Source organism: Bradyrhizobium sp. CSS354 (assembly GCF_029051725.1).
Lineage (GTDB): Bacteria > Pseudomonadota > Alphaproteobacteria > Rhizobiales > Xanthobacteraceae > Bradyrhizobium.
This window is the reverse complement of the sequence record NZ_JAACFU010000035.1, coordinates 1-25,046: the sequence shown is the minus strand read 5'-3', so window position 1 is coordinate 25,046 and position 25,046 is coordinate 1. Positions and strand designations below refer to the sequence as shown.

Sequence of the window (25,046 nt, the reverse complement as noted above, 5' to 3'; positions counted from 1 at the left end):
GCGTCGCCGCGGTTGGAGGCGAGCGCATCGACCAGCGTCTCGAAGCGGCGCATCTGCACCGTGCAGGTGACCTTGATCTCCTCGCAGAGAGCGCGGGCGAAGTCGACGTTGAAGCCGGCCGGATGCCGGTCGTGCTGCTGTTGGCGGGGGCTGGCGTCGGCGGCCTGGTCGTGCTCGGCGCCCTCGCGCTCTGGTTCCACTACGGCAGCCAGGTGTTCTTCGAAATGATCAGGACCGGTTTCGCCGCCTGCTTCTGACCCGCGACAGGAAGTTTTTCGCCCATGAGCTCCGCCGCCCGTCCGCTGGTGATCGCGACCGCCTTCGCCGCAAGCCTCGTCCTCGGCCTCCTGATCGTATTCTGGGCCATGGGCGGGGTCGGCAAGGTGGTGCAGCCGGCCGCGATCGGCGGCCCGTTCCAGCTGACCGACCAGAACGGCAAGGCCGTCACCGACAAGAACCTCAAGGGCAAGCCGACCCTGATCTTCTTCGGCTACACCCATTGCCCCGACGTCTGCCCGACCTCGTTGTTCGAGATCTCGGAAGTGCTGCGCGCGATGGGCAAGGACGCCGACAAGGTCAATGCCGTCTTCATCTCGGTCGATCCCGAGCGCGATACGCCGGCGACGATGAAGGATTATCTGTCGAGCTTCGACCCGCACCTCGAAGGCCTCAGCGGCGATCCTGCCGAGACCGCCAAGGTGATCACCTCCTACCGGGTCTATGCCAAGAAGGTCCCGACCAAGGACGGCGACTACACCATGGACCACACCGCGCTGATCTATCTGATGGACCGCGACGGCCGCTTCGTCTCGCCGTTCAACCTGAAGCGCACGCCGGAAGAGGCCGCGGTGGAGTTGAAGCGGTATCTGTAGGCTCCCCTATTAGCTGCAATCCGCACTCGCGTTCCCGGCCGGATGGGCTATAAGGCCCTCCGATCCCAACGAAATTCGTTCATTTTCAGCCGATGGCTCCATTGCAACAGGCGAAATCGTCCAAATCCGCCCGTGGCTTGCCGACCGGGCTGGTCGTCGGCGTCTGCCTGCTCACGGGCCTGCCTGGCGCCAAGGCGCAGGCCCCGGCCAAGCAGCCCCCAGCGGCGCCGCAAGCCTCACCTCAGGTCGCGCCGCAAGCCGCCCCGCAAGCCGCCCCGCAGGCCGTGCCGGGCTTCTGGGACCCGCGGCGGCGGCCGGAGCGGCCGGATCTGTCGCGCCTGACCGTGATCCGTTTCCTGACCGAGACCGACTATCCGCCGTTCAATTACACCGGCGCCGACGGCAATCCGGCCGGCTTCAACGTCGACTTCGCCCGCGCTCTCTGCGAGGAGATCAAGGTCACCTGCACGGTGCAGATGCGCCGCTTCGAGACGCTGGTCGATGCGCTCGCCTCCAACCGCGGCGACGCCATCATCGCCTCGATGGCGGTGAGCCCGCAGCTCCGCGCCCGGGTCGACTTCACCGATCCCTATTATCGCGTGCCGGCGCGCTTCGCTTCGCGCAAGGACGCAGTGATGCCGGAGATCAGGCCCGAATATCTCGAAGGCAAGAAGGTCGGCGTCATCGCCGGCTCCGCGCATGAAGCCTATCTCAAGGCGATGTTCACGGACGCCGAGCTGCACCCCTATCCCAACGACGATGCCGTGCGCGCCGCCTTGCGCAAGGGCGAGGTCGATTTCATCTTCGGCGATGCCATCGCGCTCGCGTTCTGGATCAACGGCACCGATTCCGGCGATTGCTGCGCCTTCTCCGGCGGTCCCTTCGTCGAGAGCCGTTTCTTCGGCGAAGGCATCGGCATCGCCGTGCGCAAGGGCAACGACGTGCTGCGCCAGGCCCTGAACTGGGCGATGTTCCGCGTCTGGGAAAAGGGCCGCTACACGGATTTGTGGCTGCGGTATTTCTCGGTGAGCCCGTTTTAGCTTCGCTGGCTCCTCGTCGTCATTGCGAGGAGCGCAGCGACGAAGCAATCCAGGCTGTTTCTGCGGAAAGATTCTGGATTGCTTCGCGGAGCCTGTCATCGGGCCGCGCTTTGCGCGGACCCGGTGGCTCGCAATGACGGTGGGGCGGTTGCCCGCCCCGCAAAATTGCATTCTGCCCGGAAATCGCTATTTTCCGCGGCCCGGAGGCCCCTTAGATGTCCGTTATCGATCTTGCCGCGAACCCGAGCGATCTGCGTGCGCTCGCCGAACAATCCAACGCCTGGCCGTTCGAGCAGGCGAAGGCCATTGTCGCGCGGCTGAAGAAAAGCCCGAAGGACGAGGTGCTGTTCGAGACCGGCTACGGGCCATCAGGCCTGCCGCATATCGGCACCTTCGGCGAGGTCGCGCGCACCTCGATGGTGCGGCACGCCTTTCATGTGCTGACCGAGAACAAGATCAAGACCCGCCTGCTCGCGTTCTCCGACGACATGGACGGGTTTCGGAAAGTGCCCGACAACGTCCCCAACAAGGAGATGCTGGCCGCGCATCTCGGCAAGCCGCTGACGCGCGTGCCGGATCCGTTCTCCAACGAGTACCCGTCGTTCGGGCACCACAACAATGCGCGGCTGCGCGCCTTCCTCGATCATTTCGGGTTCGACTACGAATTCGCGAGCTCGACCGACTATTATACGTCCGGCCGTTTCGACGCGACGCTGCTCAAGATGTTAGCTGCCTACGACAAGGTGATGGCGATCATCCTGCCCACGCTCGGACCCGACCGCCGTGCGACCTATTCGCCGTTCCTGCCGATCAGCAAGACCACGGGTGTCGTGCTGCAGGTGCCGATGATCCGCCGCGACGTTGCGGCCGGCACGGTGACCTATCTCGATCCCGATACCAATCAGGAAGTCGAGACGCCGGTCACCGGCGGCAACGTCAAGTGCCAATGGAAGGCCGACTGGGCGATGCGCTGGGTCGCGCTCGGCGTCGATTACGAGATGGCCGGCAAGGATCTGATCGACTCGGTCAAACTCTCCGGCGCGATCGCGAGGGCGCTCGGCGCCACGCCGCCGGAAGGTTTCAACTACGAGCTCTTCCTCGACGACAAGGGCCAGAAGATCTCGAAGTCGAAGGGCAATGGGCTGACCATCGACGAATGGCTGCGCTACGCCTCGCCGGAATCGCTGTCGCTGTTCATGTATCGCGAGCCGAAGGCGGCCAAGCGGCTGTATTTCGACGTCATCCCGCGCAACGTCGACGACTACCAGCAGTTCATCGACGGTTTTGCCAAGCAGGACGCCAAGCAGCAGCTCGGCAATCCGGTCTGGCACGTCCATAGCGGCCATCCGCCGAAGTTCGATATGCCCGTCACGTTCCAGCTCTTGCTGACTCTGGTGTCGTCGTCCAATGCCGAGAATGCCGAGACGCTGTGGGGTTTCATTGGGCGCTACCGGCCCGGCGTGAGCCCGCAGACGCATCCAAAGCTCGATGCGATGGTCGGCTATGCCATCAATTATTATCGCGACTTCGTCGCGCCGACGAAGACGTTCCGCGAACCGACCGAGACTGAGCGCGCGGCGCTGCAGGATTTGCGGGATGCATTATCGCAGCTTCCGCAGGATGCCTCGGCCGAGGACATCCAGAACGTCGTCTACGAGATCGGCCGCCGCGAGCCGTTCCTCGACCAGGTCAAGAAGGGCAAGGACGGCCGTCCCGGCGTGACACTCGACTGGTTCAACATGCTCTACCAGGTGCTGCTCGGCCAGGAAAAGGGCCCGCGCTTCGGCTCCTTTGTCGCGGTGTACGGCGTGCAGAACGCGGTGAACATGATCGACGGCGCGCTGGCGCGGAGCGCGTAGCGGTGTTGTAGGAACGGGATGTTTCTACCACGTCGTCCCGGCGAAGGCCGGGACCCATACCGCGTGATCTGTCGGGTAGCGACGGTCGTCGTACCGAAGCGCAACTTCGATCCTCCGCCCAACTTCTCCCTGTGGTTATGGGTCCCGGCCTTCGCCGGGACGACAATTTGGTTGGGTTCGGACCTTCAGCCCCCGCTCAGATCGACCGCAGCACGTAGCGCCGGTTGTCCTTCTGCACCGGGCGCGCGTTCATCGGATAGAGCTTTGCGAACGCGGCGACATCGGTGGCCGACACCTGGATCGGGTTGGTCAGCAGCAGCCATTCCACGACTTCCGAACAGGGCGGCGTCGTCAGCGAGCCGGGATAGCGGAAGTAGCTGAGCCTCGTAGGCAGCATGGCGTGGGGATCGATGGTCGTATCCGCCTTCACGGCCGGGCCTTCCGCGGCCGGCATGGTCTTGACGATCTTGCCGAAGGCCGGGTTCGGCTTGCCCTCGGCCATCAGCACGCCGACCACGGCGAGCCCGCCGGCCTCGTTGCGGTGGACGAAATGCGCCTCCATCGGAAAATTCTTGCCGCCGATCATGTGCTCGCTCGGGCGGTGGAAATGCACCTGAAGCAACTTGTATTTGACGTCGCCCAGCGTGAGCGTGCTGCCCTCGCTGAAGTTGAGCTGGATCGTGTGCCCGTTGTTGACGATGGTGTCGGCGCTCTTGCCCCAGTTCAGCTTCAGCGCGGGCAATTGCGATTTGACCGTCGCCTCGATGTCGATCGGCGATTGTTGCAGGCCGACCGCGCAGGCCTTGTTGGCTGCGTCGAGCTCGCCCCATTTGGCGCCGGCGCCTTCATAGCTCCAATGCGCACCTTCGGCGGCGAAGGCCGGCTTGCAGAGCGGACAAAGCGCAAGGCCCGCGAGGGCCTTCAATGCGTGACGGCGATTCATCATATTCCCCCTAACATGAATTTGCTCGGCAATGAGTGGCGGCAACCTATGCGAGAGAGATGCTGAGTCGCAAGGCTGCCAGGCGAGACGCGATCACTGGCTTGCCCACACGATCCGCGCGATCCAGCCGACCTCGCTCGCCGCCATCGTCCGCTCGGCCTGGGAGGTATCGAGCGGCTGCAAATCCAGAGCCTTTGCCGTGCGGCGCTTCAGCGTCGCCACCGTCACCTCGCCCGCCCTAGTCTTCACCACTACGCGATCCCCTTTGTGGATCGGCGCGCCGGGCGCGACCAGGATGATGTCGCCGTCGCGATAGGCGGGCGCAAGCGCTTCGCCGGTAATCTGCAGCGCGAAGCTGTGGTTGCCCTCGGCGGCGGGAAGGGCAAATTCGGTCCAGCCCTTGCCGACGGGAAAGCCGGACTCGTCGAAGGCGCCGCTCGCGCCTGCCAGCGCGAAGCCGAGCAGCGGCACCGAGCGGCAGCCGTCTGCTTCATCGCCGACCAGCCTGGCAAAGGTGTCGATCGAGGAATCTGCCGCCGCCAGCGCTTTCGCGATCGATTCGGTCGACGGCCAGCGCTCGCGGCCGTCGGAGGTGACGCGCTTGGACTTGTTGAAGGTGGTGGGATCGAGCCCGGCGCGCTTGGCGAGGCCGGACGGCGACAGCCCGGCACGCTCCGCCAGCCGATCCAGTGCACCCCAGATCTGGTCGTGGGTGAGCATCCTCTGCGCTTTGGCCTGCTTGACCATGGAAGGTCCAGCCCGTCGCAACTCAGGAAAACTATCCTCAAATCAACCGGTTTTCCGCTTTTCGTGCAAGAGGCGGCGTCTAAGTCTTGAGTTCGGCAGGGGTGGCCTTTACGGTCCCGCCCGGGATTTAAAGACCCAGAGAGACGAAAATCCCCAAGAGACTCAAAGAGCTGTCTCCACGGGCAAACAGGGCTGCGTAAGCGGTGGTCAAGATCTACAAAATCTGTCCGGCCTCGGCCTGGCGTGAGGCGGAACGGCAGGGTGTCTACCGCGGCAGCGCGGACGATTCGCGCGACGGATTCATCCATTTCTCGACCGCCGCCCAGGTTCCCGAGACCCTGCAGAAGCATTATGTCGGGCAGCGCGCGCTGTTCCTGGTCGAGGTCGACGGCGATGCGCTCGGCAGCGCATTGCGCTGGGAGCGTTCGCGCAATGAGGAGCTGTTTCCGCATCTCTATGGCGAGCTCGATCTCGGCGCGGTGATTGCCGTGATGAACCTCAACACGCGCTCCGACGGCGGCCACGACGTTCCGGAGCTTGCCCCGTGATCCGCGCCTTCGACGCTCTCTCACTGCCGGTGTTGCGCTGGCTCGATCCCGAGGATGCGCATCGCCTCGCGATCCAGGGCCTGCGCTTCCTGCCGCCGGGCAAGCCGCACGCTGATGATCCCAAGCTTGCGGTGCGTGCGTTCGGGCTCAACTTCCCCAATCCGATCGGCATGGCCGCGGGTTTCGACAAGAGTGCCGAAGTGCCGGATGCGCTGCTGCGGCTCGGCTTCGGCTTCGTCGAGATCGGCTCGGTGACGCCGAAGCCGCAAAGCGGCAATCCGCGACCGCGGCTGTTTCGCCTCGAGCGCGACGAGGCCGTGATCAACCGCATGGGCTTCAACAATGACGGCGCGGAGACAGCCCTGCGCCGGCTCGCGGCGCGCGCGCAGCACGGCGGCATCGTCGGCGTCAATGTCGGCGCCAACAAGGATTCGCCCGATCGGGTCAATGATTACGTTAAGCTGATCGAGACCTTTGCGCCGGTCGCGAGCTATTTCACCGTCAACGTGTCCTCGCCGAACACGCCGGGCCTGCGCAATCTGCAGGAAGGCGCGCTGCTCGACGATCTCCTCGCCAGGGTGATCGACGCGCGCGAGCGGGTGCGCGAGAGCGCCGGCGATACGCCGGTGCTGCTCAAGATCGCGCCGGATTTGAGCCTCGCCCAGCTCGATGACGTCGTGCAGGTCGCGCGCTCGCGCCGGGTCGACGGCATGATCGTGTCGAACACGACGATCGCGCGGCCGAGCACGCTGCGCGAGGAGATGCGCGCGAAGGAGCAGGGCGGCCTGTCCGGCCGGCCGCTGTTCCGGCTGTCGACGCGGATGGTCGCCGAGACCTATGTGCGCGTCGAGGGCGCATTCCCCCTGATCGGCGTCGGCGGCGTGGATTCGGGCGGCGCCGCGCTGACGAAAATCCGCGCCGGCGCGAGCCTGATCCAGCTCTATTCGTCGCTCGTCTACAAGGGCCTCGGCCTCGTCGACGAAATCAAGCGCGACCTCACCTCGACCCTATTGCGCACCGGGCGGGATTCTCTCTCCGAGATCGTCGGCTCTGACGCAGCCACTTTGACGGCGGAAGCCTGGCCGGGGATGTAGCTCTTCGCGCGTAGCCCGGATGGAGCGAAGCGCAAGCCGGGATTCTATCCGCGGACGCGAAGGCCCCGGATTACGCTTTCGCTCCATCCGGGCTACGAGTTACAGCGACTGCTTCAAAAACGTCTTCCTGTACAGCGCCGGATAGCGCGCGGCCTGCAAGCCGCCGCGCGAGACGTAGGAGGCGATCAGCGCGCTCCACAGCCCGGCATTGCCAAACGATTGCAGCGCCCACCATGTGGCGAGGAAGATCGCGAGCGAGGCCAGCATCAGATTGCGCATCTCGCGCGCCCAGGTCGCACCGATATAGATGCCGTCGAAGCCGAAGGCGAACACGCCGGGAATGGGCGCGAGCACGACGAACGGCAGGAATTCCCGCGCGCCGCGACGGACGCTTTCGCTCGCCGTCATGAAATCGATCAAGTTCGGCCCAAACAGCGCGAACAGCGCGGACACGACCAGCGCGAAGCCGAGCCCCCATAGCAGCACCAACCGGGTCGAATCCGCAAATCCCCTAGCGTCGCGTGCGCCGAGCGTACGGCCGCAAAGCTGCTGGGCTGCGTCGGCAAGACCATCGAGGAAGAAGGCGCTGACCAGCAGAAAATTGTTGAGCACGGAATTGGCGGCCAGCGTGACGTCGCCGGCCCGCGCGCCCTTGGCGGTGAAAAACAGAAACACGGCGATCAGCGCCGCGGTGCGGATCAGGATGTCGGAATTCACCGCCAAGAGCCGCATCAGCTTGGCCCGGTCGAACAGCTCTGCGTATGGCACCGCGAACCCGCCGTCCGCATAACGGCGGCAGACCATCACGCCGAGCCCGAATCCGGCCGCTTCAGACAGCAGCGCCGCGATCGCAGCGCCCGCGATGCCGGTGTCGTAGACCAGCACCAGCAGGATCGTCGCCGCCGCGTTGACGAGATTGATGACAACCTGGAGCGCGAGCGCCGGATTGGCGCGCGCCTGGCCGACCAGCCAGCCGAGGATGACGTAATTGGCGAGCGCCAGCGGCGCCGACCAGATCCGAATCACGAAGTAGGTTTTTGCCGCGCGCGTGACGCCTTCGCTGCCGCCCATCAGGTCGAACAGCACGGCGGCCAGCGGCAGTTGGAGCGCGATCAGGGCCATGCCGATCAGGCCGGCGACGATGAAGCCGCGCACCAGGATCGCGGTCAGCTCGCGCGTCTCGCCGGCGCCGAGCGCCTGCGCCGTGAAAGCGAGTGTGCTCATGCGCAGGAAGCCGAACAGCCAGAACAGGCAATCGAAGATGACGGACGCGATGGCGACACCGCCGAGCAGAGCGGCGTCGTCCAGCCGTCCGATCGCGGTGGTCGAGACCACGCCGATCAGCGGCGTGGTGAGGTTCGCGACCATCGCGGGGCCTGCGATGGCGAAGACCTGACGGGAACCGATCTTCAAGTGAACGGGTGCGTGCATGTCAGAACACGAGCACCATGCCGTCTTCGGCGGCGAGATGGGCGATGTCGTCGAGGCGCGACAGCACGTCTTCGCTCATATGGGTGAGGACGAGGCGTTTCGCGCCGATTTCGGGAAGATGCTGTTCCAAGGTCTTCAGGCCGAGGTGATTCTTGACCACCTTCTCGTACATATAGGCTTCGGCGATGAAAAGGTCGGTGCCATGCGCCAGCGGAATGAGCGTCTCCGTCCATTCGGTATCGGCGCTGTAGGCCAGCGTGCGGCCTTCCGCTTCGATGCGATAGGCGAGGAACGGTCCGCCGGATTCACCGTGCACGACGGGGTAGGGCGTCACCGTCACCGCGCCGAAGCTTTGGCTCTGCTCCGGCGCGAGCTCGACGACCGACAGCTCGAAACGCTTTTTCGTCGTCGAGGAATGCTCGAACAGAGCCTCCATCACCGCACGCAGCCGGGTCTCGATGCCTTTGGGGCCGGCGATCGTGAGCGGCCGCGTTCGCCGCGAGAATTGCGCGTCGAGCAGGACAAACGGCAGCCCGGCAAAATGGTCGCCGTGGAAATGCGTGATCAGGATGAGATCGATCTCATTGCAGTCGATCTCGAGCCGCTTCAGCGCCGGCAAAGCCGACGCGCCGCAATCGATCAGGAAGTTGGCCTCGCGCCCCGAGACGTGGAAGCAGGTGTTGAGCCTGCCGCCGGATCCGAAGGCGTCGCCGCAGCCGACAAAGCGCAATTGCATCGGCCGCCAGCTCCCTAGAGCATGATCCGGAAAAGTGTGAAGCGGTTTTCCGACAAGATCATGCTCAAAAGTAACGACTTACCTGCGGGGCGCGCCGAAAACGCGCATCAGCAGCCAGATCGGAATCACGATGACAGCGCCGAGCAGGAAGTAGCGCCACAGCCAGTTCACGGTGTCGAAGCCGAGATCCCACAACCGCTGAAACAAGAGACGAATGCTGTAGAGAATATTCCAGGGATCGAAGCCGATCGCCGCCAGCACGACGCCGACGAGGATCGAGAGCAGCACCAGGCGAAACGCGACCGCCAGCGGCGAGCCGCCGAGAAAGCGGTTCAGGCCGTCAGTGCGGCCGGCCGGCAAATCTCTGACGTCGTGGGCCATCTCAAACTCCTCAGCGGATTCGACCCTATCATAGGGCAAGGCGGGGGACATGGGGAACCCGTGAGGGCGCGTCAATCGGCTTACGGGATTTTAATGCGGGCAAGCGCATGCCCAAGGCTTCTTAAGCCTCAATCTCCGCCGCCTCCGCTTTCAGCATCTTTTCCAGCGTTTCCAGCCGGTCGGCCTCCCGCGGCGGCTTGTCCCAGCGCAGCCGGCTGATCCGGGGAAAGCGCATCGCGACGCCGGATTTGTGCCGCGGCGAGCGCTGCAGCCCCTCGAAGGCGACCTCCAGCACCAGCCCCTTATCGCCCTCGTGCACGACGTGGCGGACGGGGCCGAATTTTTCGGTGGTATTGCGACGCACGAAGTGGTCGATCTGGAGCAGCTCCTCGTCAGTGAAGCCGAAATAGGCTTTTCCGACCGGCACCAGCTCGTCGCCGTTGTCGCCTTCAGTCCAGACGCCAAAGGTGTAGTCGGAATAGAAGGACGAGCGCTTGCCATGGCCGCGCTGCGCGTACATCAGCACGGCGTCGATGATGTGCGGATCGCGCTTCCACTTCCACCACTGTCCCTTCGGCCGTCCCGGCAGATAGGGGGCATCGCGCCGCTTCAGCATCACGCCTTCGACGGCGTCCGCGTCTTCGCCCGCACCGGCGCTGGCAGGATCGGCGCGTGCGGCGGTCAAGGCCTCCCAGCTTGCGAAGGGCACGGTGGGCGAGAGATCGATGCGGGGATCATCAAGCTTGCCGATGAAAATCTCCAGCCGCTCGCGACGCTCCGCGAACGGCAATTCGCGCAGATCGTTCTCCTCGTCGCCGAGCAGATCGTAGGCGCGCAGGTGAATCGGAAACTCCTTGATCAGCTTCGGAGACACGACCTTGCGGTTGAGTCGCTGTTGCAGAACGTTGAAGCTTTGCACACGCCCTTCGCGCAGGATCAGAAGCTCGCCGTCGATGGCGCCGGGTAGCCGCAACGATGGCACGAGGTCCGGAAAGCTGCCGGTGATGTCCTCGCCGGTGCGCGAATAGAGGCGCGCGGTGATGTGGCCGTGCTCATCGCGGCCGGCCACCGCCTGCACGCGGATGCCGTCCCATTTCCATTCGGCGATGTAGTCGGCAGGATCGAGCGCGGCGAAATCGGTGTCCTCGATCGCGTGCGCCAGCATGACGGGACGGAACGGGGCGGGATCGCGATTGACCGGCTTGTCGCCGCGACCTTCCAGCCAGGCGAACAGGTCCAGATAGGGCGGCGCGAGACCGGGCCAGATCAGCTCGACCTCATGCGGGTCCTTGTCGCCGAGCGCCGCGGCCGCGGTCTTTGCAAGGCGCGCGGAGATGCCGATGCGCAACGCCCCGGTGACGAGCTTCAACAGCGCCCATCGGCCGGTCTCATCCAGCTCGTCGAGCCAGCGCTCGAGCTGCTTCGGCAGCTCGGTCTTGCCGAGCGTGCGCAGCGTGGTGACGACCTCGGTGAGCGTCGGGGGTGGCGGGTTGTTGTGGTTGCTCGGATGGAGAGCATCGCTGGCATCTCGCCCGCGGTACCCCCCTCCCTGACCCTCCCCCACAAGGGGGGAGGGAACGGAGAGAGCCGTGCGTCCATCACTTTGGAAATGGCTGTCAGTTGTCGCGCTCACTGACAGCGGCGCGCGCAACTGGGCTCCCTCCCCCCTTGTGGGGGAGGGCGGGGGAGAGGGGTGGCTCGGAAAAGACTCGTCGTTGCTTGCGCTCCGCTTCGGCCACATCAGCGCCACCGTCTCCGAGAGATCGCCGACATAGTCGTACGACAGCCCGAACAGCACCGGATCGGTGCGCGAGGCGATGAGGTCGCGGATCAGCGCGGGCTTGGCGTGCTTGAAGCTCAGCGCACCGGTCAGCGCGGCCAGCGCGTAGCCGCGATCAGGATCGGCGACCTCGCGAAAATAGCTGGTGATCAGCCGCAGCTTGTTGTTGCGGCCGGGCTCGTAGGCGAGGCGGTCGAGAAGTTCGGCGAAGCGGTTCATGCTTCGGCCTCGTCAGCGAGCGGGGTCTCGGTCTCCTCCTCGTCGCCATAGCCGACCAGATCGAGCGGCCGGGCCTGCAAACCCTTGCTTTGGCACCAATGCACCAGCGCGTCTTCCTGGCCGTGGGTGACCCAGATCTCGCCGGCACCGGTCGCCGCGATCGTGGCGGTGAGGCCGTCCCAATCGGCGTGATCCGAGATCACCAGCGGCAGCTCGATGCCGCGTTGGCGCGCGCGGGCGCGCACCCGCATCCAGCCGGAGGCGAAGGCCGTGACGGGATCGGGAAACCGCCGGGTCCAGAGATCGGACGTCGCAGAGGGCGGCGCCAGCGTGATGGTGCCGGCAAGTGCCGCCTTCTTGACGCCCTTCACCGGCCTGAGTTCGCCGAGCTCGATTCCGCGGCTCTGATAATAATGCGTGATCTTCTCCATCGCGCCATGCAGATAGATCGGCGCGTCGTAACCGGCTTGGCGCAGCAGCGCGATCACGCGCTGCGCCTTGCCGAGCGAATAGGCGCCGACGAGATGCGCGCGCTCCGGAAACAGCGCCACCGACGCCAGCAGCTTCTTGACCTCGTCGGCGGCATCGCCATGGCGAAACACCGGCAACCCGAACGTCGCCTCGGTGATGAAGACGTCGCAGGGCACGAGCTCGAACGGCGTGCAGGTCGGGTCGGGCGCATCCTTGTAGTCGCCGGAGGCGACGATGCAGGTGTCCTTGCAGCTCACCGCGACCTGCGCCGAACCGAGCACATGACCGGCCGGATGAAACTTCACGCTGACGTCGCCGAGCCGGATCTCCTCGCCATAGCGGATCGCCTGCGTCGAGCCGGCAAAATTCTCGCCATAGCGCAGCCGCATCATGTCCAGCGTTTCCTGCGTCGCCAGCACCGCGCCGTGGCCGGCGCGGGCATGGTCGGAATGGCCGTGGGTGATCACGGCCCGCTCGACCGGGCGGACGGGGTCGATATGGAAGCCGCCGGGCTTGCAGCATAGGCCGGCGGCGACTGGCAGCAGGATGTCTTGCGGACGCATGCCTGTTATATAGGTTGCGACCGCGCATCTTCGAGTCATCCGCCCACTTCGCTTCCTGGTTCCCCAATGCCTTTGCGCCTGTTCCTGACCTCCGGCGATCTCATGGCCGACCGCCGCTTCGAGTTCGCGCGCGACCTCCAGCTTAAGGGCGATCTGGCGGCTGCCGCCAACCTGCTGGAGCAGACGATCGAGCTTGCGCCGAATTTCACCTCGGCCTGGTTCACGCTCGGCGAAATCCGCGCGCAACTCGGCGAGCGCGATAAGGCCATTGGGGCCTTTCGCAAATCGCGCGAGTCAGACCCGAGCGATCAACATGGCGCCCATTTGCATCTGATGCGCCTCGGCGACGCGCAACTGTCCGAGATGCCGAAGGCCTATGTGCAGGCCTTGTTCGATCAATACGCGCCGCGCTTCGAGCACGTGCTGATCAACGATCTCGGCTATCGCGCGCCGTCGCTGATCTTCAAGGCGGTCGTGGCTGCCCGCGTCGCCGCGAAGAAGCCCGCCCTGTTCAAGCGCGCCATCGATCTCGGCTGCGGTACGGGGCTTGCGGCCGCCGCCTTCGCAAAACAGGTCGACCAGTTCATCGGCATCGATCTGTCGCCCGGCATGGTCAAGGAGGCGCGCGCAACCGGCCTCTATGCCGAGCTCGAAGTCGCCGACATGATCGAAGGCCTGCGCAGCAGGAGCGAGGCGAGCGCGAACCTCGTCGTCGCTGCCGATGCGTTCGTCTATCTCCCCGATCTCGCCCCGGTGCTCGGCGAAGCCGCGCGCGTGCTCGCGCCCGGTGGCGTGCTTGCGTTCACGCTGGAGACCCATGACGGCAGCGGCATCGTTCTCGGCGAAGGCCTGCGCTATGCCCATTCGGCGGAATATGTGCGCGACGCGATGGCACAGGCCGGCCTCAAGCTCCTCACGTTGGAGCAGGCCTCGCCACGCATCGAGAACAACGAGCCGGTGCGTGGCCTCGTCGTTGTCGCCGAGAAAACTTGAGTTTAGGCGCTATACGCGGCGCATTAAGCGTCATTGCGTCGCAAAGCGGCGACTTCCCACTTGCGACACGTGCCGCGATGCCAGCACTATGTCCTCGCTAGGGAGAAACAAACAATGACCAGGAATCCATCGCGGCGCGATTTCAGCGCCGCCGCGCTCGCGACCATCGCGGCATCCACCTTGCCCGCGCCCTCCGTCTGGGCCGCGGAGAAGAAATACGATGCCGGCGCCAGCGACACCGAGATCAAGATCGGGCAGACCGTGCCGCATTCCGGCCCCGGCTCGCTCTACGGCGTGCTCGGGCGCGTCGGCGAAGCCTATTTCCAGATGCTGAACGAGAAGGGCGGCATCAACGGACGCAAGGTCAAATTCCTCACCATGGACGATGCCTACAGCGCGCCGAAATGCGTCGAGGCGACGCGGCGCCTGGTCGAGCAGGAGGAGGTGCTCGCGCTCTACGGCTCGCTCGGCACCGCCCCGCAGACCGCCGTGCACAAATACCTGAACTCGAAGGGTGTGCCGCAGCTTCTGCTCAACACCGGCGCGTCGAAATGGAATAATCCGAAAGAGTTCAAATGGACCATGGCGGGCCTGCCGCTCTATCCGACCGAAGCGCGCATCCTGGCGCGGCACGTCGTCAGCGTGAAGCCGAACGCGAAGGTCGGCATCCTCTACCAGAACGACGATTTCGGCCGCGACTTCCTCGGCCCCTTCAAGAAGGTTCTGGAAGACGCCGGCGGCACCGCAAAGGTGATCATGGAGCAGACCTACGATCTGACCGATCCGACGGTCGATTCCCAGCTCATCAACCTCTCGAAGTCGGGTGCGGACGTTTTCTACAACATCTCCACCGGCAAGGCGTCGTCGCAGTCGATCCGGAAAGTGGCCGAGCTCGGCTGGAAGCCGCTGCAGCTGTTGTCGGCCGGCTCGACCGGCCGCTCGATCCTCAATGCCGCGGGCCTGGAGAACGCCGCCGGCATCGTCGCCATCCGTTACAACAAGGAAGTCGGCCTGCCCAAATGGGAGAAGGACCCCGACGTGATGGCGTTCGAGGAGCTGCGCAAGAAGTACACGCCGGCGATCGATCAGGACAACACCATCGCCTTCGCCGGCTACGGCCAGGCCGTTACCATGGGCGAGATCCTGCGCCGCTGCGGCGACGAGCTTACGCGCGCCAACGTGCTGAAGCAGGCCTCCAACCTCAAAGGCTTCCACTCGCCCTACTTCCTGGACGGCGTCACATACGACTACACGCCGGACGACTACACGCCGATGAAGACGCTCTTCATCTCCACGTTCACCGGCAAGGACTGGGACATCTCCGACAAGCCGATGTCGGAGTAGGGTCGCTTTCGTCCTTCTCCCCTTGTGGGAGAAGGTGGCGCGAAGCGCCGGATGAGGGGTCCTTCTCCGCGTACTCGAACGATGCTCTTTCGCGGAGAGATACCCCTCACCCGTCTCGCCGCTTCGCGGCGATCCACCCTCTCCCACAAGGGGAGAGGGAACGGCGGTATCTCGCTCATCGTTCGCGTAACCCCCTCGACGAACCCACCCCCACGGCTTACCTGTGATGCCGTGCCGCCCCGCATCCGCAAATCTCCGGCCGAGCCTGCCGCGCTGCTGCCCGACCACTTCCAGGCGTGGTTCGCGGCCCGCGGCTGGTCGCCGCGCGCGCATCAATTGGCGCTGCTGGAGAAGGCGCGCGAGGACCGTTCCGCATTGCTGATCGCGCCCACGGGCGCCGGCAAGACGCTGGCGGGATTTCTGCCGACGCTGGTGGAGCTGAGATCTGCGCCCAAAGCTTCGGCGAAATCCGTGATCTCCACCGGTCGCAGCCTGCAACGCACCGGCGGCCTGCACACCCTCTACATCTCGCCGCTCAAGGCGCTCGCAGTCGATATCGCGCGCAATCTCGAGCGTCCCGTCGCCGAGATGGCGCTGCCGATCAAGATCGAGACCCGCACCGGCGATACACCAACATCACGGCGCCAGCGGCAGCGGCGCTATCCTCCCGACATTTTGCTGACGACGCCCGAACAACTCGCCCTGCTGCTGTCCTCCGACGACGCGCCGTTCCTGTTCTCGTCGCTGAAGCGCATCGTGCTCGACGAGCTGCATGCGCTGGTGACGTCCAAGCGCGGCGATCTTCTCTCACTCGGGCTCGCGCGGCTGTGGCGATTGGCGCCGCAGATGCGCGCGATCGGCCTGTCGGCGACCGTGGCCGAGCCGGAATCGCTGGCGCGCTTCCTGGTGCCGCAGCCCGGCGGCAAGGAAGCGGCGGCCGACATCGTCCTTGCCGGCGGCGCTGCGCCGCCGCTGGTCGAGATGATGGACACGCGCGAGCGCCTGCCCTGGTCCGGCCACAGTGCGCGCCATGCGCTTCCGGAGATCTACGAGCTGATCAAGGCGAACAAGACCACGCTGGTGTTCGTCAACACCCGCAGCCAGGCCGAGATGCTGTTCCAGAATCTGTGGAGCATGAACGACGACAACCTTGCCATCGCGCTGCATCACGGCTCGCTCGACGTCGCTCAGCGCCGCAAGGTCGAAGATGCGATGTCGGCGGGCAAGCTGCGCGGCGTGGTCTGCACCTCCTCGCTCGATCTCGGCGTCGACTGGGGCGATGTCGATCTCGTCGTCAATATCGGCGCGCCCAAGGGTTCCTCGCGCCTGATGCAGCGCATCGGCCGCGCCAATCACCGGCTCGACGAAGCCTCGCGCGCGGTGCTGGTGCCGGCGAACCGCTTCGAGGTGCTGGAGTGCCGCGTCGCGATCGACGCCATCGCGGAGAATGCGCAGGACACGCCGCCGCTGCGGATCGGTGCACTCGACGTGCTGGCCCAGCACGTGCTCGGCTGTGCCTGCGGCGAGCCGTTTTTCTCCGACGAACTCTACGACGAGGTGCGCACCGCCGCACCCTACGCCGATCTCACGCGGCAGGATTTCGACGACGTGGTCGATTTCGTCGCCTCCGGCGGTTACGCGCTGAAGACCTACGAGCGCTTCGCGCGCATCAAGCAGGACAAGGAGGGGCGTTGGCGCGTCGCCAATCCCAAGGTGCGGCAGAGCTACCGGATGAATGTCGGCACCATCGTCGAGGACGACATGCTGAAGGTGCGGCTGGTGCGATCGCGCGGCGGAGGTGCGGGGTCGACAGGCGTGATCGCGCGCGGTGGCCGGCTGCTCGGCGAGATCGAGGAAGCCTTCATCGAGGGCCTCTCGCCCGGCGACACCTTCGTGTTCTCAGGCGAGGTGGTGCGCTACGAAACCCTGGTCGAGGACCAGGTCTACGTCTCGCGCGCCAACGACAAGGACCCGAAAGTGCCGTCCTATATGGGCGGCAAGTTTCCGCTCTCGACCTATCTTGCCGAACGGGTCCGCCGCCTGCTCGATGACGGGCGCGCGTGGGTCGCCCTCCCGGAGCAGGTGCGCGACTGGCTGTCGCTGCAAAAGGACGTCTCGCGCGTACCGGCCGTGCGCGAGCTGCTGGTCGAGAGTTTTCCGCGGGCCAACAAGCATTACATCGTCTGCTATCCCTTCGAAGGTCGCCTCGCGCATCAGACGCTCGGCATGCTGTTGACGCGCCGGCTGGAGCGTGCCCGCGCCCGGCCGCTCGGCTTCGTCGCCAACGAATATGCGATCGCGGTCTGGGCGCTCGGCGACCTGTCCTTCATGATCCGGGATGGCAGGATCGACCTCGACACGCTGTTCGATCCCGACATGCTCGGCGACGATCTCGAAGCTTGGCTTGCCGAATCCGCGCTGATGAAGCGCACGTTCCGCAATTGCGCGATCATCTCCGGCCTGATCGCGCGCCGGCACACCGGCGAGGAGAAGAGCCGCCGCCAGGTGCTGTTCTCGACCGATCTGGTCTACGACGTCCTGCGAAAACACCAGGCCGACCACGTGCTGTTGCGTGCCGCGCGGGCCGATGCCGCCACCGGCCTGCTCGATCTGCGCCGTCTCAGCGACATGCTCACCCGCATCCAGGGCCGCATCACGCATCGGGAACTCGACCGCGTCTCGCCGCTCGCCGTTCCCGTGATGCTGGAAATCGGCCGCGAGTCAGTCTATGGCGAAGCTGGAGACGAGCTCTTGGCGGAAGCCGCCGACGAGCTGGTCAAAGAGGCGATGGGATAACAGCAGGTTTTGACGTGACGGCGGGCGCGCTGGTTTCACAGGATATCGAGGACATGCGCGTTTCGAATGTCAGCATCAGCAGCGTGACGTTCGCGGCCGATCTCTCCGGCGCCCTGTTCTGGGACGAGCAGCGCCTGCTCGTCGTCTCCGATCTGCATCTGGAAAAAGGTTCCAGCTTCGCCATGCGCGGCGTGCTGCTGCCGCCTTACGACACCATCGCGACGCTTGGCCGGCTTGCTGCTGTCATCTCCCGCCATAATCCGCGCGTGGTCATCGCGCTCGGCGACAGTTTTCATGATCGCACGGCGCATGGACGCCTCTCGGCGGAGGATCGCGACGCAGTCGCCGCCTTGCAGGCCGGCCGTGACTGGATCTGGATCTCAGGCAATCACGATCCGGCGCTGCCGCGTGATCTCGGCGGCACCGTCGCCGACGAAGTCGCGATCGGCCCGATCACCTTCCGCCATGAGCCGACCGGCGCGAGCGGCGAGATCGCTGGCCATCTCCATCCCAAGGCCCGCGTCTCCGCGCGCGGCCGTTCGATGGAGCGGCGTTGTTTTGCGTCCGACGGGATGCGCGCCGTGATGCCCGCCTTCGGCGCCTACGCCGGCGGCCTCAGCATCCGCGACGCGGCGTTTGCGAAAATATTTCCAAGGAACGGTTTTGTAGCGCACCTGCTCGGCGACCGCCGCGTCCATGCAATTGCCGCGTCGCGGTGTAGCTAAGCCGCCTTCGCCTGCACGTCGTCGCAAAACTCCGCCAACCGATCGGCGAGCCGCAGCGTCGCGGGACTTGCGCCCGGCGCGGCCATCAATGCCACCTCGGTCCGGTTGATCGGCGCAAAGCCGTCCTTCGCGGTCAGCACGCGGTGATCGGCCTGGATCGCCATCTCCGACAGGATGCTCAAGCCCATGCCGGCGGCGACCGCGGCCTGGATGCCGGCCAGGCTCGATGAGGTATAGGACATGTGCCAAGGCCGGCCCGCACTTTCCAGCGCGTGGATGGCGCCGGCGCGGTATAGGCAACCGAGCGGAAAGCCGATCAACGGCACGGAAGCGACATCGGCTTGGATCGGGTGGCTCTTGCTGGTGACCCAGTGCACCTGCTCCGGCCACACCGCAATCGCGCCCTTCTCACCGGCCGCGCGCTTGAACAATGCGAGGTCGAGCTCGCCGCGATCGAGGTCGCGGGCGAGATGCTTGCTCTGGTCGGCGCGCACATCGAGCCGCAGGGCCGGATGCGAGCGCGAGAACGCGCCGAGCAGTTTCGCCAGCCGATAGGCCGCAAAGTCCTCGGGGATGCCGAGCCGGATCGCGCCTTCGCCGTCGGGCTGGCGCAGCACGTCGCGCGCCTCCTCCGCGAGCGACAACAGCCGCCGCGCATAGGACAGCAGCCGCTCGCCGGCTTCGGTCGGGCGAACATCCTTGCCGTCGCGATGCAGCAGCACCTGGCCGACATCCTCCTCCAGCCGCTTGATCTGCTGGCTGACGGTCGATTGAGTGCGATGGACGCGCTCGCCGGCGCGGGTGAAGCCGCCGGCATCGACCACCGAGACGAAGCTGCGCAGGAGCTCCAGATCGAGCATGGGCTTCTCCATTCGAAAATCCACTGATTAGAAGTTAATCATTTAATTTCCAAATGACAAGGCGGCTCCCTAGATCGAGGGTTCAGGAGAATGCCCTCATGTCGCTCGCCCCTTCGATCTCCGTTCCCCGCAGCCGCTTCAACACGCTGCCGCTTGCAATCGGCCTGTTCTGCCTGCTCTGGAGCTACGCCTTCGTCGCCGGCAAGATCGGCGTGACCCATTGCCCGCCGCTGATCCTGCTCGCCGCGCGCTTCTCGCTCGCCGGCATCTTGATCCTCGGTGCCACGCTGGTCCGCGGTGACGACTGGTCGCTGTCGTGGCGCGATGCCGCGATCTTCGCCTTGCTCGGCGTTGCCAACAACGCGCTCTATCTCGGCCTTGGCTACACCGGCCTGCAATCGGTCTCGGCCGGCCTCGGCGGCCTGATCGTATCGGCCAATCCGGTGTTCACGGCGGGCCTCGCGGCGCTTCTGCTCGGCGAAGGCATGACCTGGCGCAAGGCGAGTGGCCTCCTGCTCGGCATCATCGGCGTGACCTTGATCGTCTGGCACCGGCTGTCTGTCGGCACCGACTCGCTGCACGGCATCGTGTTCACGCTGGCCTCGCTCGCCTCCATCGTCGCCGGCACCATTTTGTTCAAGCTGCTCGCCCCGAAAGGCTCGCTGTGGATCGGCAATGGCGTGCAGAATCTCGCCGCCGGCATCGTGCTGACGCCTGTGGCGCTGACCTTCGCCGATTTTCATGCCATCGACTTCACGCCGGGCCTGGTCGGCGCCTTCGCCTTCCTCGTGCTCGGCGGCTCGATCATGGCGTACTGGCTCTGGTTTCATCTCCTGAAAGTGTGTGGCGCGACGGCTGCCAGTGCCTATCATTTTCTGATGCCGCCGCTCGGCATGCTGTTCGCGTACCTCGTGCTCGGCGAGCATGTCGAGGCGCGCGATCTGCTCGGCATCATCCCGGTCGCACTCGGCATCTATCTGGTGACGCGGCCCGCCAAATCTGTCTCGTAACAGGAGTCCATCATGCCCATTTCCATCACCCTGATCGGCGGTCCCACTGCGCTGATCGAGATCGATGGCTTTCGCCTGCTCACCGACCCGACCTTCGATGCGCCGGGCGCCTATCAACTGCCGCACGTAAAGCTGGAGAAGACGATTGGACCCGCGCTGAAGGCCGATGCGATCGGCCCGGTCGATGCGGTCCTGCTCAGCCATGACCAGCATTCGGACAATCTCGACAATTCCGGCCGCGACTATCTGCTCAAACCGAAGCGCGCGCTGACGACTGAGGCCGGCGCCAAGCGCCTGGGCGGCCACGTCGAGGGCCTTGCACCCTGGGGCACGGCGCATCTGAAAGATCGTGACGGCAACTCGCTGACGATCACCGCCACGCCCGCGCGTCACGGCCCGGCCGGCATCGAGCCGCTGTCAGGCGACGTCATCGGCTTCGTGGTGTCGTCGAGCCGTAAGGATACAACCTCGGTCTATATCAGCGGCGACACCACCTGGTTCGACGGCGTCGCCGAGGTCGCGCGCCGCTTCAAATGCGGCGTGGTGATGCCGTTCGCCGGCGCCGCGCAAACGCGCGGGCCGTTCCATCTCACCATGGACACCAACGACACCATCGAGACCGCACGCGCCTTCCCCGATGCGATGATCGTGCCGGTGCATACGGAAGGTTGGGCACATTTCCGCCAGAACAGCGAGGACCTGCGCAAGACATTTGATGTGCTCGGCTTCGGGACCCGGTTGCGATTGCTGGAGCCCGGCGTGCCGACGGTGGTGCAGGCGCCGTAGCACAAGCCGTCGCGCACTGCTTCCTCCTCGTCATGGCCGGGCTTGACCCGGCCATCCACGTCTTTGTCACCGCGCTCAAGAGCGTGGATGCCCGGGACAAGCCCGGGCATGACGGTGGGGCGGCAGTTGTGCCCCCTCAATCCTTCCGAAACACAATCGACGCCATCCACCCCGTCATCAGCGCCATCGCGGCGGTGACGAGGCCGTAGATCAGCCCGTTCTGCCGCGCCGTCGTCGCGACGAACTGCTCGAAGCCGACCTTGACGATCTCGAACGCGGTCTCGGTCTTGCCGATGAACGCGCCGTCGGCAAACAGCTTGATCTCCACCTCATAGGTGCCGATCGGCACCTCCGCCGGCAGTGGAATGCCGGTGCGGAACAATGTCGGTGTCAGGAACGTCACCGCGCTCGGATCCTCGCGGTAGAGACCGCGCTGGGTGCGCAGGCGGATGAAGGCGGAGCGGAACGCGTCGTTCGGGACCACGTCGGCATAGTCGCCGCTGACACGCTGGGTCAGCAGCACGTTGTTGAGCCCGATCTGCTGGCGCCGCGCGATCTCGGGCGAGGTGATCGCCGAGAAAGAGCGGTTGGCGAACAGCGCGAGATAGCTCGGCACCTCCAGGAACTGGCGGTAGTCGGTGTTGATCCAGATCCCGAAAGTGCGCTCCTTGCGCCGCGTCACCATGTCGGCGCGCGGGCCCATCACGGTGACGACGAGATCTAAGGTCTTGCGGTCGACGGGCGTGGAGCCGTCCTTCTCGACCGAGCCGAACAGCACCAGCTCCTCGCCGGAATAGTTCGGCGTCACCGTGACGCGGTGGTTGGAGACCGACACGATCAGCCGCTCGGCGCGTGCGACGGAGCCGAGCAGCATAACAATCAGGACCGCGAGAGCTGTGCGCATCATCCGTTCACCCCCAGCTCGCGGATGGTGAAGAGGTCTTCGGGCCTGATCACCAGCTCGATCGCGAAGCGAACACCGACCGAGAGGATCAAGAGGCCGAGCAGCAGCCGCAACTGCTCGCCGCGGATCTTCTGGCCGGCGCGTGCGCCGAATTGGGCGCCGGTGACGCCGCCGACCATCAGGATCAGCGCCAGCACGGCGTCGACCAGATGATTGGTCACCGCATGCAGCAAGGTCGCAAACAGCATCGTGACCAGCGTCAGGACCATCGAGGTGCCGATCACGGTCGAGGTCGGCACCCGCAGCAGATAGATCATGATCGGCACTAGGATGAAGCCGCCGCCGATGCCCATGATGGCGCCGATGAAGCCGATCAGGATGCCGACGATCACGACCGGAATGACCGAGAGATAGATCTTCGAACGCTTGAACCGCATCTTCAGCGGCAGGCCATGGATCCAGTTATGGGTACGTCGTGGCGGCACCGCGCCGCGCCGGGTCCGCATCAGGGCGCGCAGGCCCTCGGAGAACATCAGGCTGCCGACGGTGGTGAGCAGCACGACGTAGGACAGTGCGATCATCAGATCGAGCTGGCCGAGCGCGCGTAGCTGCGTGAAGGTCCACACGCCCAGCGCCGTCCCGGTGACGCCGCCGCACAACAGCACGCTCGCCAGCGCCGGGTCGATCGCGCGTCGCCGCCAATAGGCGAGCGCGCCGGAAAAGGACGAGGCGGCGATGTGGCTCGCGACGGAGGCGACCGCGACCGCCGGCGTGATGCCGATGAAGATCAAAAGCGGCGTCATCAGGAAGCCCCCGCCGATCCCGAACATGCCGGAGACGAAGCCGACCGCCGCGCCCATCGCCAGCACGAGGAAGACGTTGACCGGAAGATCGGCGATCGGGAGATAGAGCTGCATCGAGGGACCACGATTCCGGCGAGACGGATCGATTGCGCGGAATGCTCGCAGGAGGGCAGAACGATTGCCGCGCCCCTCAATAGCGGAATTTGGCGGCGGGAGGGACCAGGAATTTCGCGCGTGGTGAATGGGCAAGAGAGATCAGATCACGGCTTCGCTGCGAGCCGAGCATTCCGCCACCTTCTCCGCCGTCATGCCCCGGCTTGACCGGGGCATCCAGTACGCCGCAGCTTCTCCGTATCCAACCGGCGTCTCTGGAATACCGGGTCGCCCGGTCAAGCCGGGCGACGACAAGAGGAGGAAGCGTACTGAACCGCTCAGCGCACCGCCGACGCCGCGCGCTTGGCGGCGACCGGCTTCGGCGCGGGCTTCGCGTTGGCCTGCGGGGCGCTGTCCCAGCCGCCGTTCGGGGCCGCAACGTTGACGGCGTCGTCGGGCTGCGGCTCGGCGCTGAAGGTCTGGATCGCGAGCTTGGCCGCCGCGAGCGATTGCGGGTCGAGCCGCTTGGCGACATCGTCGCGCTTGGTTGCAGCGTCCGCATCACCTTGGGCGGCGGCGAGGGTGAACCATTTGTAGGACTCGGCGAGGTTCTGCTCCACGCCGATGCCGCGGGCATAGAGGATGCCGAGGTTGAACTGGCTGTCGGCGACGCCGCGATCGGCGGCCTTCCGGAACCACAGTGCCGCGCTCTTGTAGTTAGCGCCGCGTCCGCCGCCGTCGGCGTCGAGCACCGCGAGATTGTGCATCGCCTTGGCGTTGCCGCGCTCGGCTGCTTGCGTGTAGTAGCGGCGGGCGATATCGGCGTCCTTCTTCACGCCGAGACCCTTCTCGTAGAGTGTCCCGAGGCGGAAGGTCGCGGGCACCACACCGGCCTGCGCCGCGCGGTCGTACCATTTGGCGGCCTCATCGTAATTCGCGGCCACGCCCTTGCCCTCGGCAAAGCGCACACCGATCTCGTAGGCCGCGGTCGCATCGCCCTTCATCGCGGCGGAGCGCAAGCCGGGGCCACCGATGCCGTCAGGCAGCTTTTCGCTCGGCGGCACCTGGATCGTCGCGAGTTTCGCGCGGCTCGTGCCCGACAGCGCGCCGGTGACGTCGCTGGAGGCCGCAGGCGGGGTTGGCGCCGCGGTTTGCGGGATTTCGACCGAAGCGGTGCCGCTCGGGCTCGTCACGGACCCCGGCGCGGCATTGTTCTGCGACTGCTTTCCGATCGGCGTCGGCGAGGTCATCGACGGCGTGACCTGCTCTGGCGCGGCGGGCTTGTTCTCAACCGGCGGCGGGGCTCGCGGCGCGGGCTCGCTCGACGTATTCTCCATCGCCTGCGGCGCCGGCGGCGCGCTGCCGCCATCAAGCAGGTTCATCGCCATTTTGAAGGTGCCGAGCACGATCACGACCACGCTCGCGCCAACCAGCAGCGAGCGGATCTTCGAGGTGATGGTCGAGCCACCTTCCTGGCCCTTGTCCTTGGCGCGGGCGATTGCGGCCTTGGCACCACGGGCCGGCTTCTCGGGCGGCTGCGCGGCGGCGGCCTGCGCGGCGCGGCGGGCGGCAGCGATGAAGCTCGACGACGACACCGGCTCCTTGGGCGCGGCCGGGATCTCGCTGATTGCGCTTTCGGACGCGGCAATGCGCTCGGAAGGCGTGGCGATGCGTGCACCCGGCCGAGTGCCCGGCTCGAGCGGATGATCCGGTGGCAGTTCGGGCGCAAGCGCGGCGCGCGTGGACGCCGTATGCGGCTCCAGGATTTCGCTGATCGCGCGTGGCGGAACCGGCGGTGCCATCGACATCGACATCGGCATCGGCATCGGCATCGGCATCGGCGGCGGCGCTGCCGGCGCGGCGGCATGGAATTCGCGGGGCGCGGCGGCGAAGGCGGCTTGCGCCGCCTGCGCGGCGGCCGGATTGGGCAGCTCGGGCTTGGGATCGTATTTCGGGTGCTGCTGTTGCTGCGGCCGCGGCTCGTGCGCCATCGGCGCGGGAGCCATGGGAGCGGCCATCGGCATCGGCTGCGGCGCGGGGGCGGGGGC

21 protein-coding genes and 2 pseudogenes are annotated in these 25,046 nt (G+C 65.8%); 11 read left to right on the top strand and 12 right to left on the bottom strand.

The window, feature by feature from the left end:
* A pseudogene (locus GWG67_RS37030) lies at positions 1-131 on the bottom strand (transporter substrate-binding domain-containing protein); the annotation flags it as partial.
* Between the two features lie 150 nt (positions 132-281).
* Here GWG67_RS37030 and GWG67_RS37025 point away from each other — a divergent pair.
* The 3 genes from GWG67_RS37025 (at position 282) to GWG67_RS37015 (ending at position 3,771) form a co-directional block, all read left to right on the top strand.
* Entirely contained in the window at positions 282-872 is a 591-nt protein-coding gene (locus GWG67_RS37025; RefSeq protein ID WP_275174603.1) for an SCO family protein, read from the top strand.
* 92 nt (positions 873-964) lie between these two features.
* Positions 965-1,912: a transporter substrate-binding domain-containing protein gene (locus tag GWG67_RS37020; protein WP_275174602.1), complete on the top strand. Its 948-nt coding sequence runs from the start codon at positions 965-967 to the stop codon at positions 1,910-1,912.
* A gap of 215 nt (positions 1,913-2,127) precedes the next feature.
* Positions 2,128-3,771, top strand: coding sequence for a lysine--tRNA ligase (locus tag GWG67_RS37015; protein ID WP_027570003.1), 1,644 nt, complete (start codon positions 2,128-2,130; stop codon positions 3,769-3,771).
* Between the two features lie 196 nt (positions 3,772-3,967).
* Here the strand turns inward: GWG67_RS37015 and GWG67_RS37010 are convergent, their stop codons facing one another.
* Positions 3,968-4,714, bottom strand: a complete 747-nt coding sequence (locus GWG67_RS37010; protein ID WP_275174606.1) for a carbonic anhydrase — start codon at positions 4,712-4,714, stop codon at positions 3,968-3,970.
* Between the two features lie 93 nt (positions 4,715-4,807).
* On the bottom strand, positions 4,808-5,461 hold the full coding sequence (locus GWG67_RS37005) for a helix-turn-helix transcriptional regulator (RefSeq protein WP_275174601.1): 654 nt from the start codon (positions 5,459-5,461) through the stop codon (positions 4,808-4,810).
* A 203-nt stretch (positions 5,462-5,664) separates the two neighbouring features.
* Here GWG67_RS37005 and GWG67_RS37000 point away from each other — a divergent pair, with 203 nt between their 5' ends.
* Together GWG67_RS37000 and GWG67_RS36995 are read left to right on the top strand one after the other, a co-directional pair.
* Positions 5,665-6,009 (top strand): DUF952 domain-containing protein, encoded by a 345-nt coding sequence (locus GWG67_RS37000; protein ID WP_275174600.1) that lies wholly within the window; start codon positions 5,665-5,667, stop codon positions 6,007-6,009.
* Positions 6,006-7,103, top strand: coding sequence for a quinone-dependent dihydroorotate dehydrogenase (locus GWG67_RS36995; RefSeq protein ID WP_275174599.1), 1,098 nt, complete (start codon positions 6,006-6,008; stop codon positions 7,101-7,103). The genes GWG67_RS37000 and GWG67_RS36995 overlap by 4 nt, the downstream gene beginning before the upstream one ends.
* Positions 7,104-7,202: 99 nt before the next feature.
* On the opposite strand, the gene GWG67_RS36990 is transcribed toward GWG67_RS36995, so the two are convergent.
* From GWG67_RS36990 to GWG67_RS36970, 5 genes are all read right to left on the bottom strand, one after another.
* Positions 7,203-8,534: an MATE family efflux transporter gene (locus GWG67_RS36990; RefSeq protein WP_275174598.1), complete on the bottom strand. Its 1,332-nt coding sequence runs from the start codon at positions 8,532-8,534 to the stop codon at positions 7,203-7,205.
* Between the two features lies 1 nt (position 8,535).
* Positions 8,536-9,270 (bottom strand): MBL fold metallo-hydrolase, encoded by a 735-nt coding sequence (locus GWG67_RS36985; protein ID WP_275174597.1) that lies wholly within the window; start codon positions 9,268-9,270, stop codon positions 8,536-8,538.
* Between the two features lie 78 nt (positions 9,271-9,348).
* Positions 9,349-9,651: a DUF6460 domain-containing protein gene (locus GWG67_RS36980; protein WP_275174596.1), complete on the bottom strand. Its 303-nt coding sequence runs from the start codon at positions 9,649-9,651 to the stop codon at positions 9,349-9,351.
* Between the two features lie 121 nt (positions 9,652-9,772).
* The gene (locus GWG67_RS36975) at positions 9,773-11,650 is read right to left on the bottom strand and encodes a cisplatin damage response ATP-dependent DNA ligase (RefSeq protein ID WP_275174595.1); all 1,878 of its coding nucleotides are present in this window, start codon (positions 11,648-11,650) and stop codon (positions 9,773-9,775) included.
* Positions 11,647-12,684, bottom strand: coding sequence for a ligase-associated DNA damage response exonuclease (locus GWG67_RS36970; RefSeq protein WP_275174605.1), 1,038 nt, complete (start codon positions 12,682-12,684; stop codon positions 11,647-11,649). The genes GWG67_RS36975 and GWG67_RS36970 overlap by 4 nt, the downstream gene beginning before the upstream one ends.
* 66 nt (positions 12,685-12,750) lie before the next feature.
* Here GWG67_RS36970 and GWG67_RS36965 point away from each other — a divergent pair, with 66 nt between their 5' ends.
* From GWG67_RS36965 to pdeM, 4 genes are all read left to right on the top strand, one after another.
* Positions 12,751-13,677, top strand: coding sequence for a methyltransferase domain-containing protein (locus GWG67_RS36965; protein WP_275174594.1), 927 nt, complete (start codon positions 12,751-12,753; stop codon positions 13,675-13,677).
* A gap of 114 nt (positions 13,678-13,791) precedes the next feature.
* On the top strand, positions 13,792-15,021 hold the full coding sequence (locus GWG67_RS36960) for an ABC transporter substrate-binding protein (protein ID WP_275174593.1): 1,230 nt from the start codon (positions 13,792-13,794) through the stop codon (positions 15,019-15,021).
* A 231-nt stretch (positions 15,022-15,252) separates the two neighbouring features.
* A complete protein-coding gene (locus tag GWG67_RS36955) occupies positions 15,253-17,817 on the top strand; it encodes a ligase-associated DNA damage response DEXH box helicase (protein ID WP_275174592.1) in 2,565 nt (854 codons plus the stop codon).
* 53 nt (positions 17,818-17,870) lie between these two features.
* Positions 17,871-18,542 carry a ligase-associated DNA damage response endonuclease PdeM gene (pdeM, locus tag GWG67_RS36950; protein ID WP_275174591.1) on the top strand — a complete coding sequence of 224 codons (672 nt, stop codon included), beginning with the start codon at positions 17,871-17,873 and terminating at the stop codon, positions 18,540-18,542.
* Here the strand turns inward: pdeM and GWG67_RS36945 are convergent.
* A complete protein-coding gene (locus GWG67_RS36945) occupies positions 18,539-19,402 on the bottom strand; it encodes a LysR substrate-binding domain-containing protein (protein WP_275174604.1) in 864 nt (287 codons plus the stop codon). The two genes, pdeM and GWG67_RS36945, sit on opposite strands and share 4 nt — an antisense overlap.
* A 98-nt stretch (positions 19,403-19,500) precedes the next feature.
* Here GWG67_RS36945 and GWG67_RS36940 point away from each other — a divergent pair, with 98 nt between their 5' ends.
* Positions 19,501-20,412 carry a DMT family transporter gene (locus GWG67_RS36940; protein ID WP_275174590.1) on the top strand — a complete coding sequence of 304 codons (912 nt, stop codon included), beginning with the start codon at positions 19,501-19,503 and terminating at the stop codon, positions 20,410-20,412.
* Between the two features lie 12 nt (positions 20,413-20,424).
* Positions 20,425-21,198 (top strand): MBL fold metallo-hydrolase, encoded by a 774-nt coding sequence (locus tag GWG67_RS36935; protein ID WP_275174589.1) that lies wholly within the window; start codon positions 20,425-20,427, stop codon positions 21,196-21,198.
* A gap of 136 nt (positions 21,199-21,334) precedes the next feature.
* On the opposite strand, the gene GWG67_RS36930 is transcribed toward GWG67_RS36935, so the two are convergent.
* The 3 genes and pseudogenes from GWG67_RS36930 to GWG67_RS36920 all read right to left on the bottom strand — a co-directional run.
* On the bottom strand, positions 21,335-22,105 hold the full coding sequence (locus GWG67_RS36930; protein ID WP_275174588.1) for a TIGR02186 family protein: 771 nt from the start codon (positions 22,103-22,105) through the stop codon (positions 21,335-21,337).
* Positions 22,102-23,019 carry a sulfite exporter TauE/SafE family protein gene (locus GWG67_RS36925; RefSeq protein WP_275174587.1) on the bottom strand — a complete coding sequence of 306 codons (918 nt, stop codon included), beginning with the start codon at positions 23,017-23,019 and terminating at the stop codon, positions 22,102-22,104. The genes GWG67_RS36930 and GWG67_RS36925 overlap by 4 nt, the downstream gene beginning before the upstream one ends.
* 317 nt (positions 23,020-23,336) lie before the next feature.
* A pseudogene (locus GWG67_RS36920) lies at positions 23,337-25,046 on the bottom strand (hypothetical protein); the annotation flags it as partial.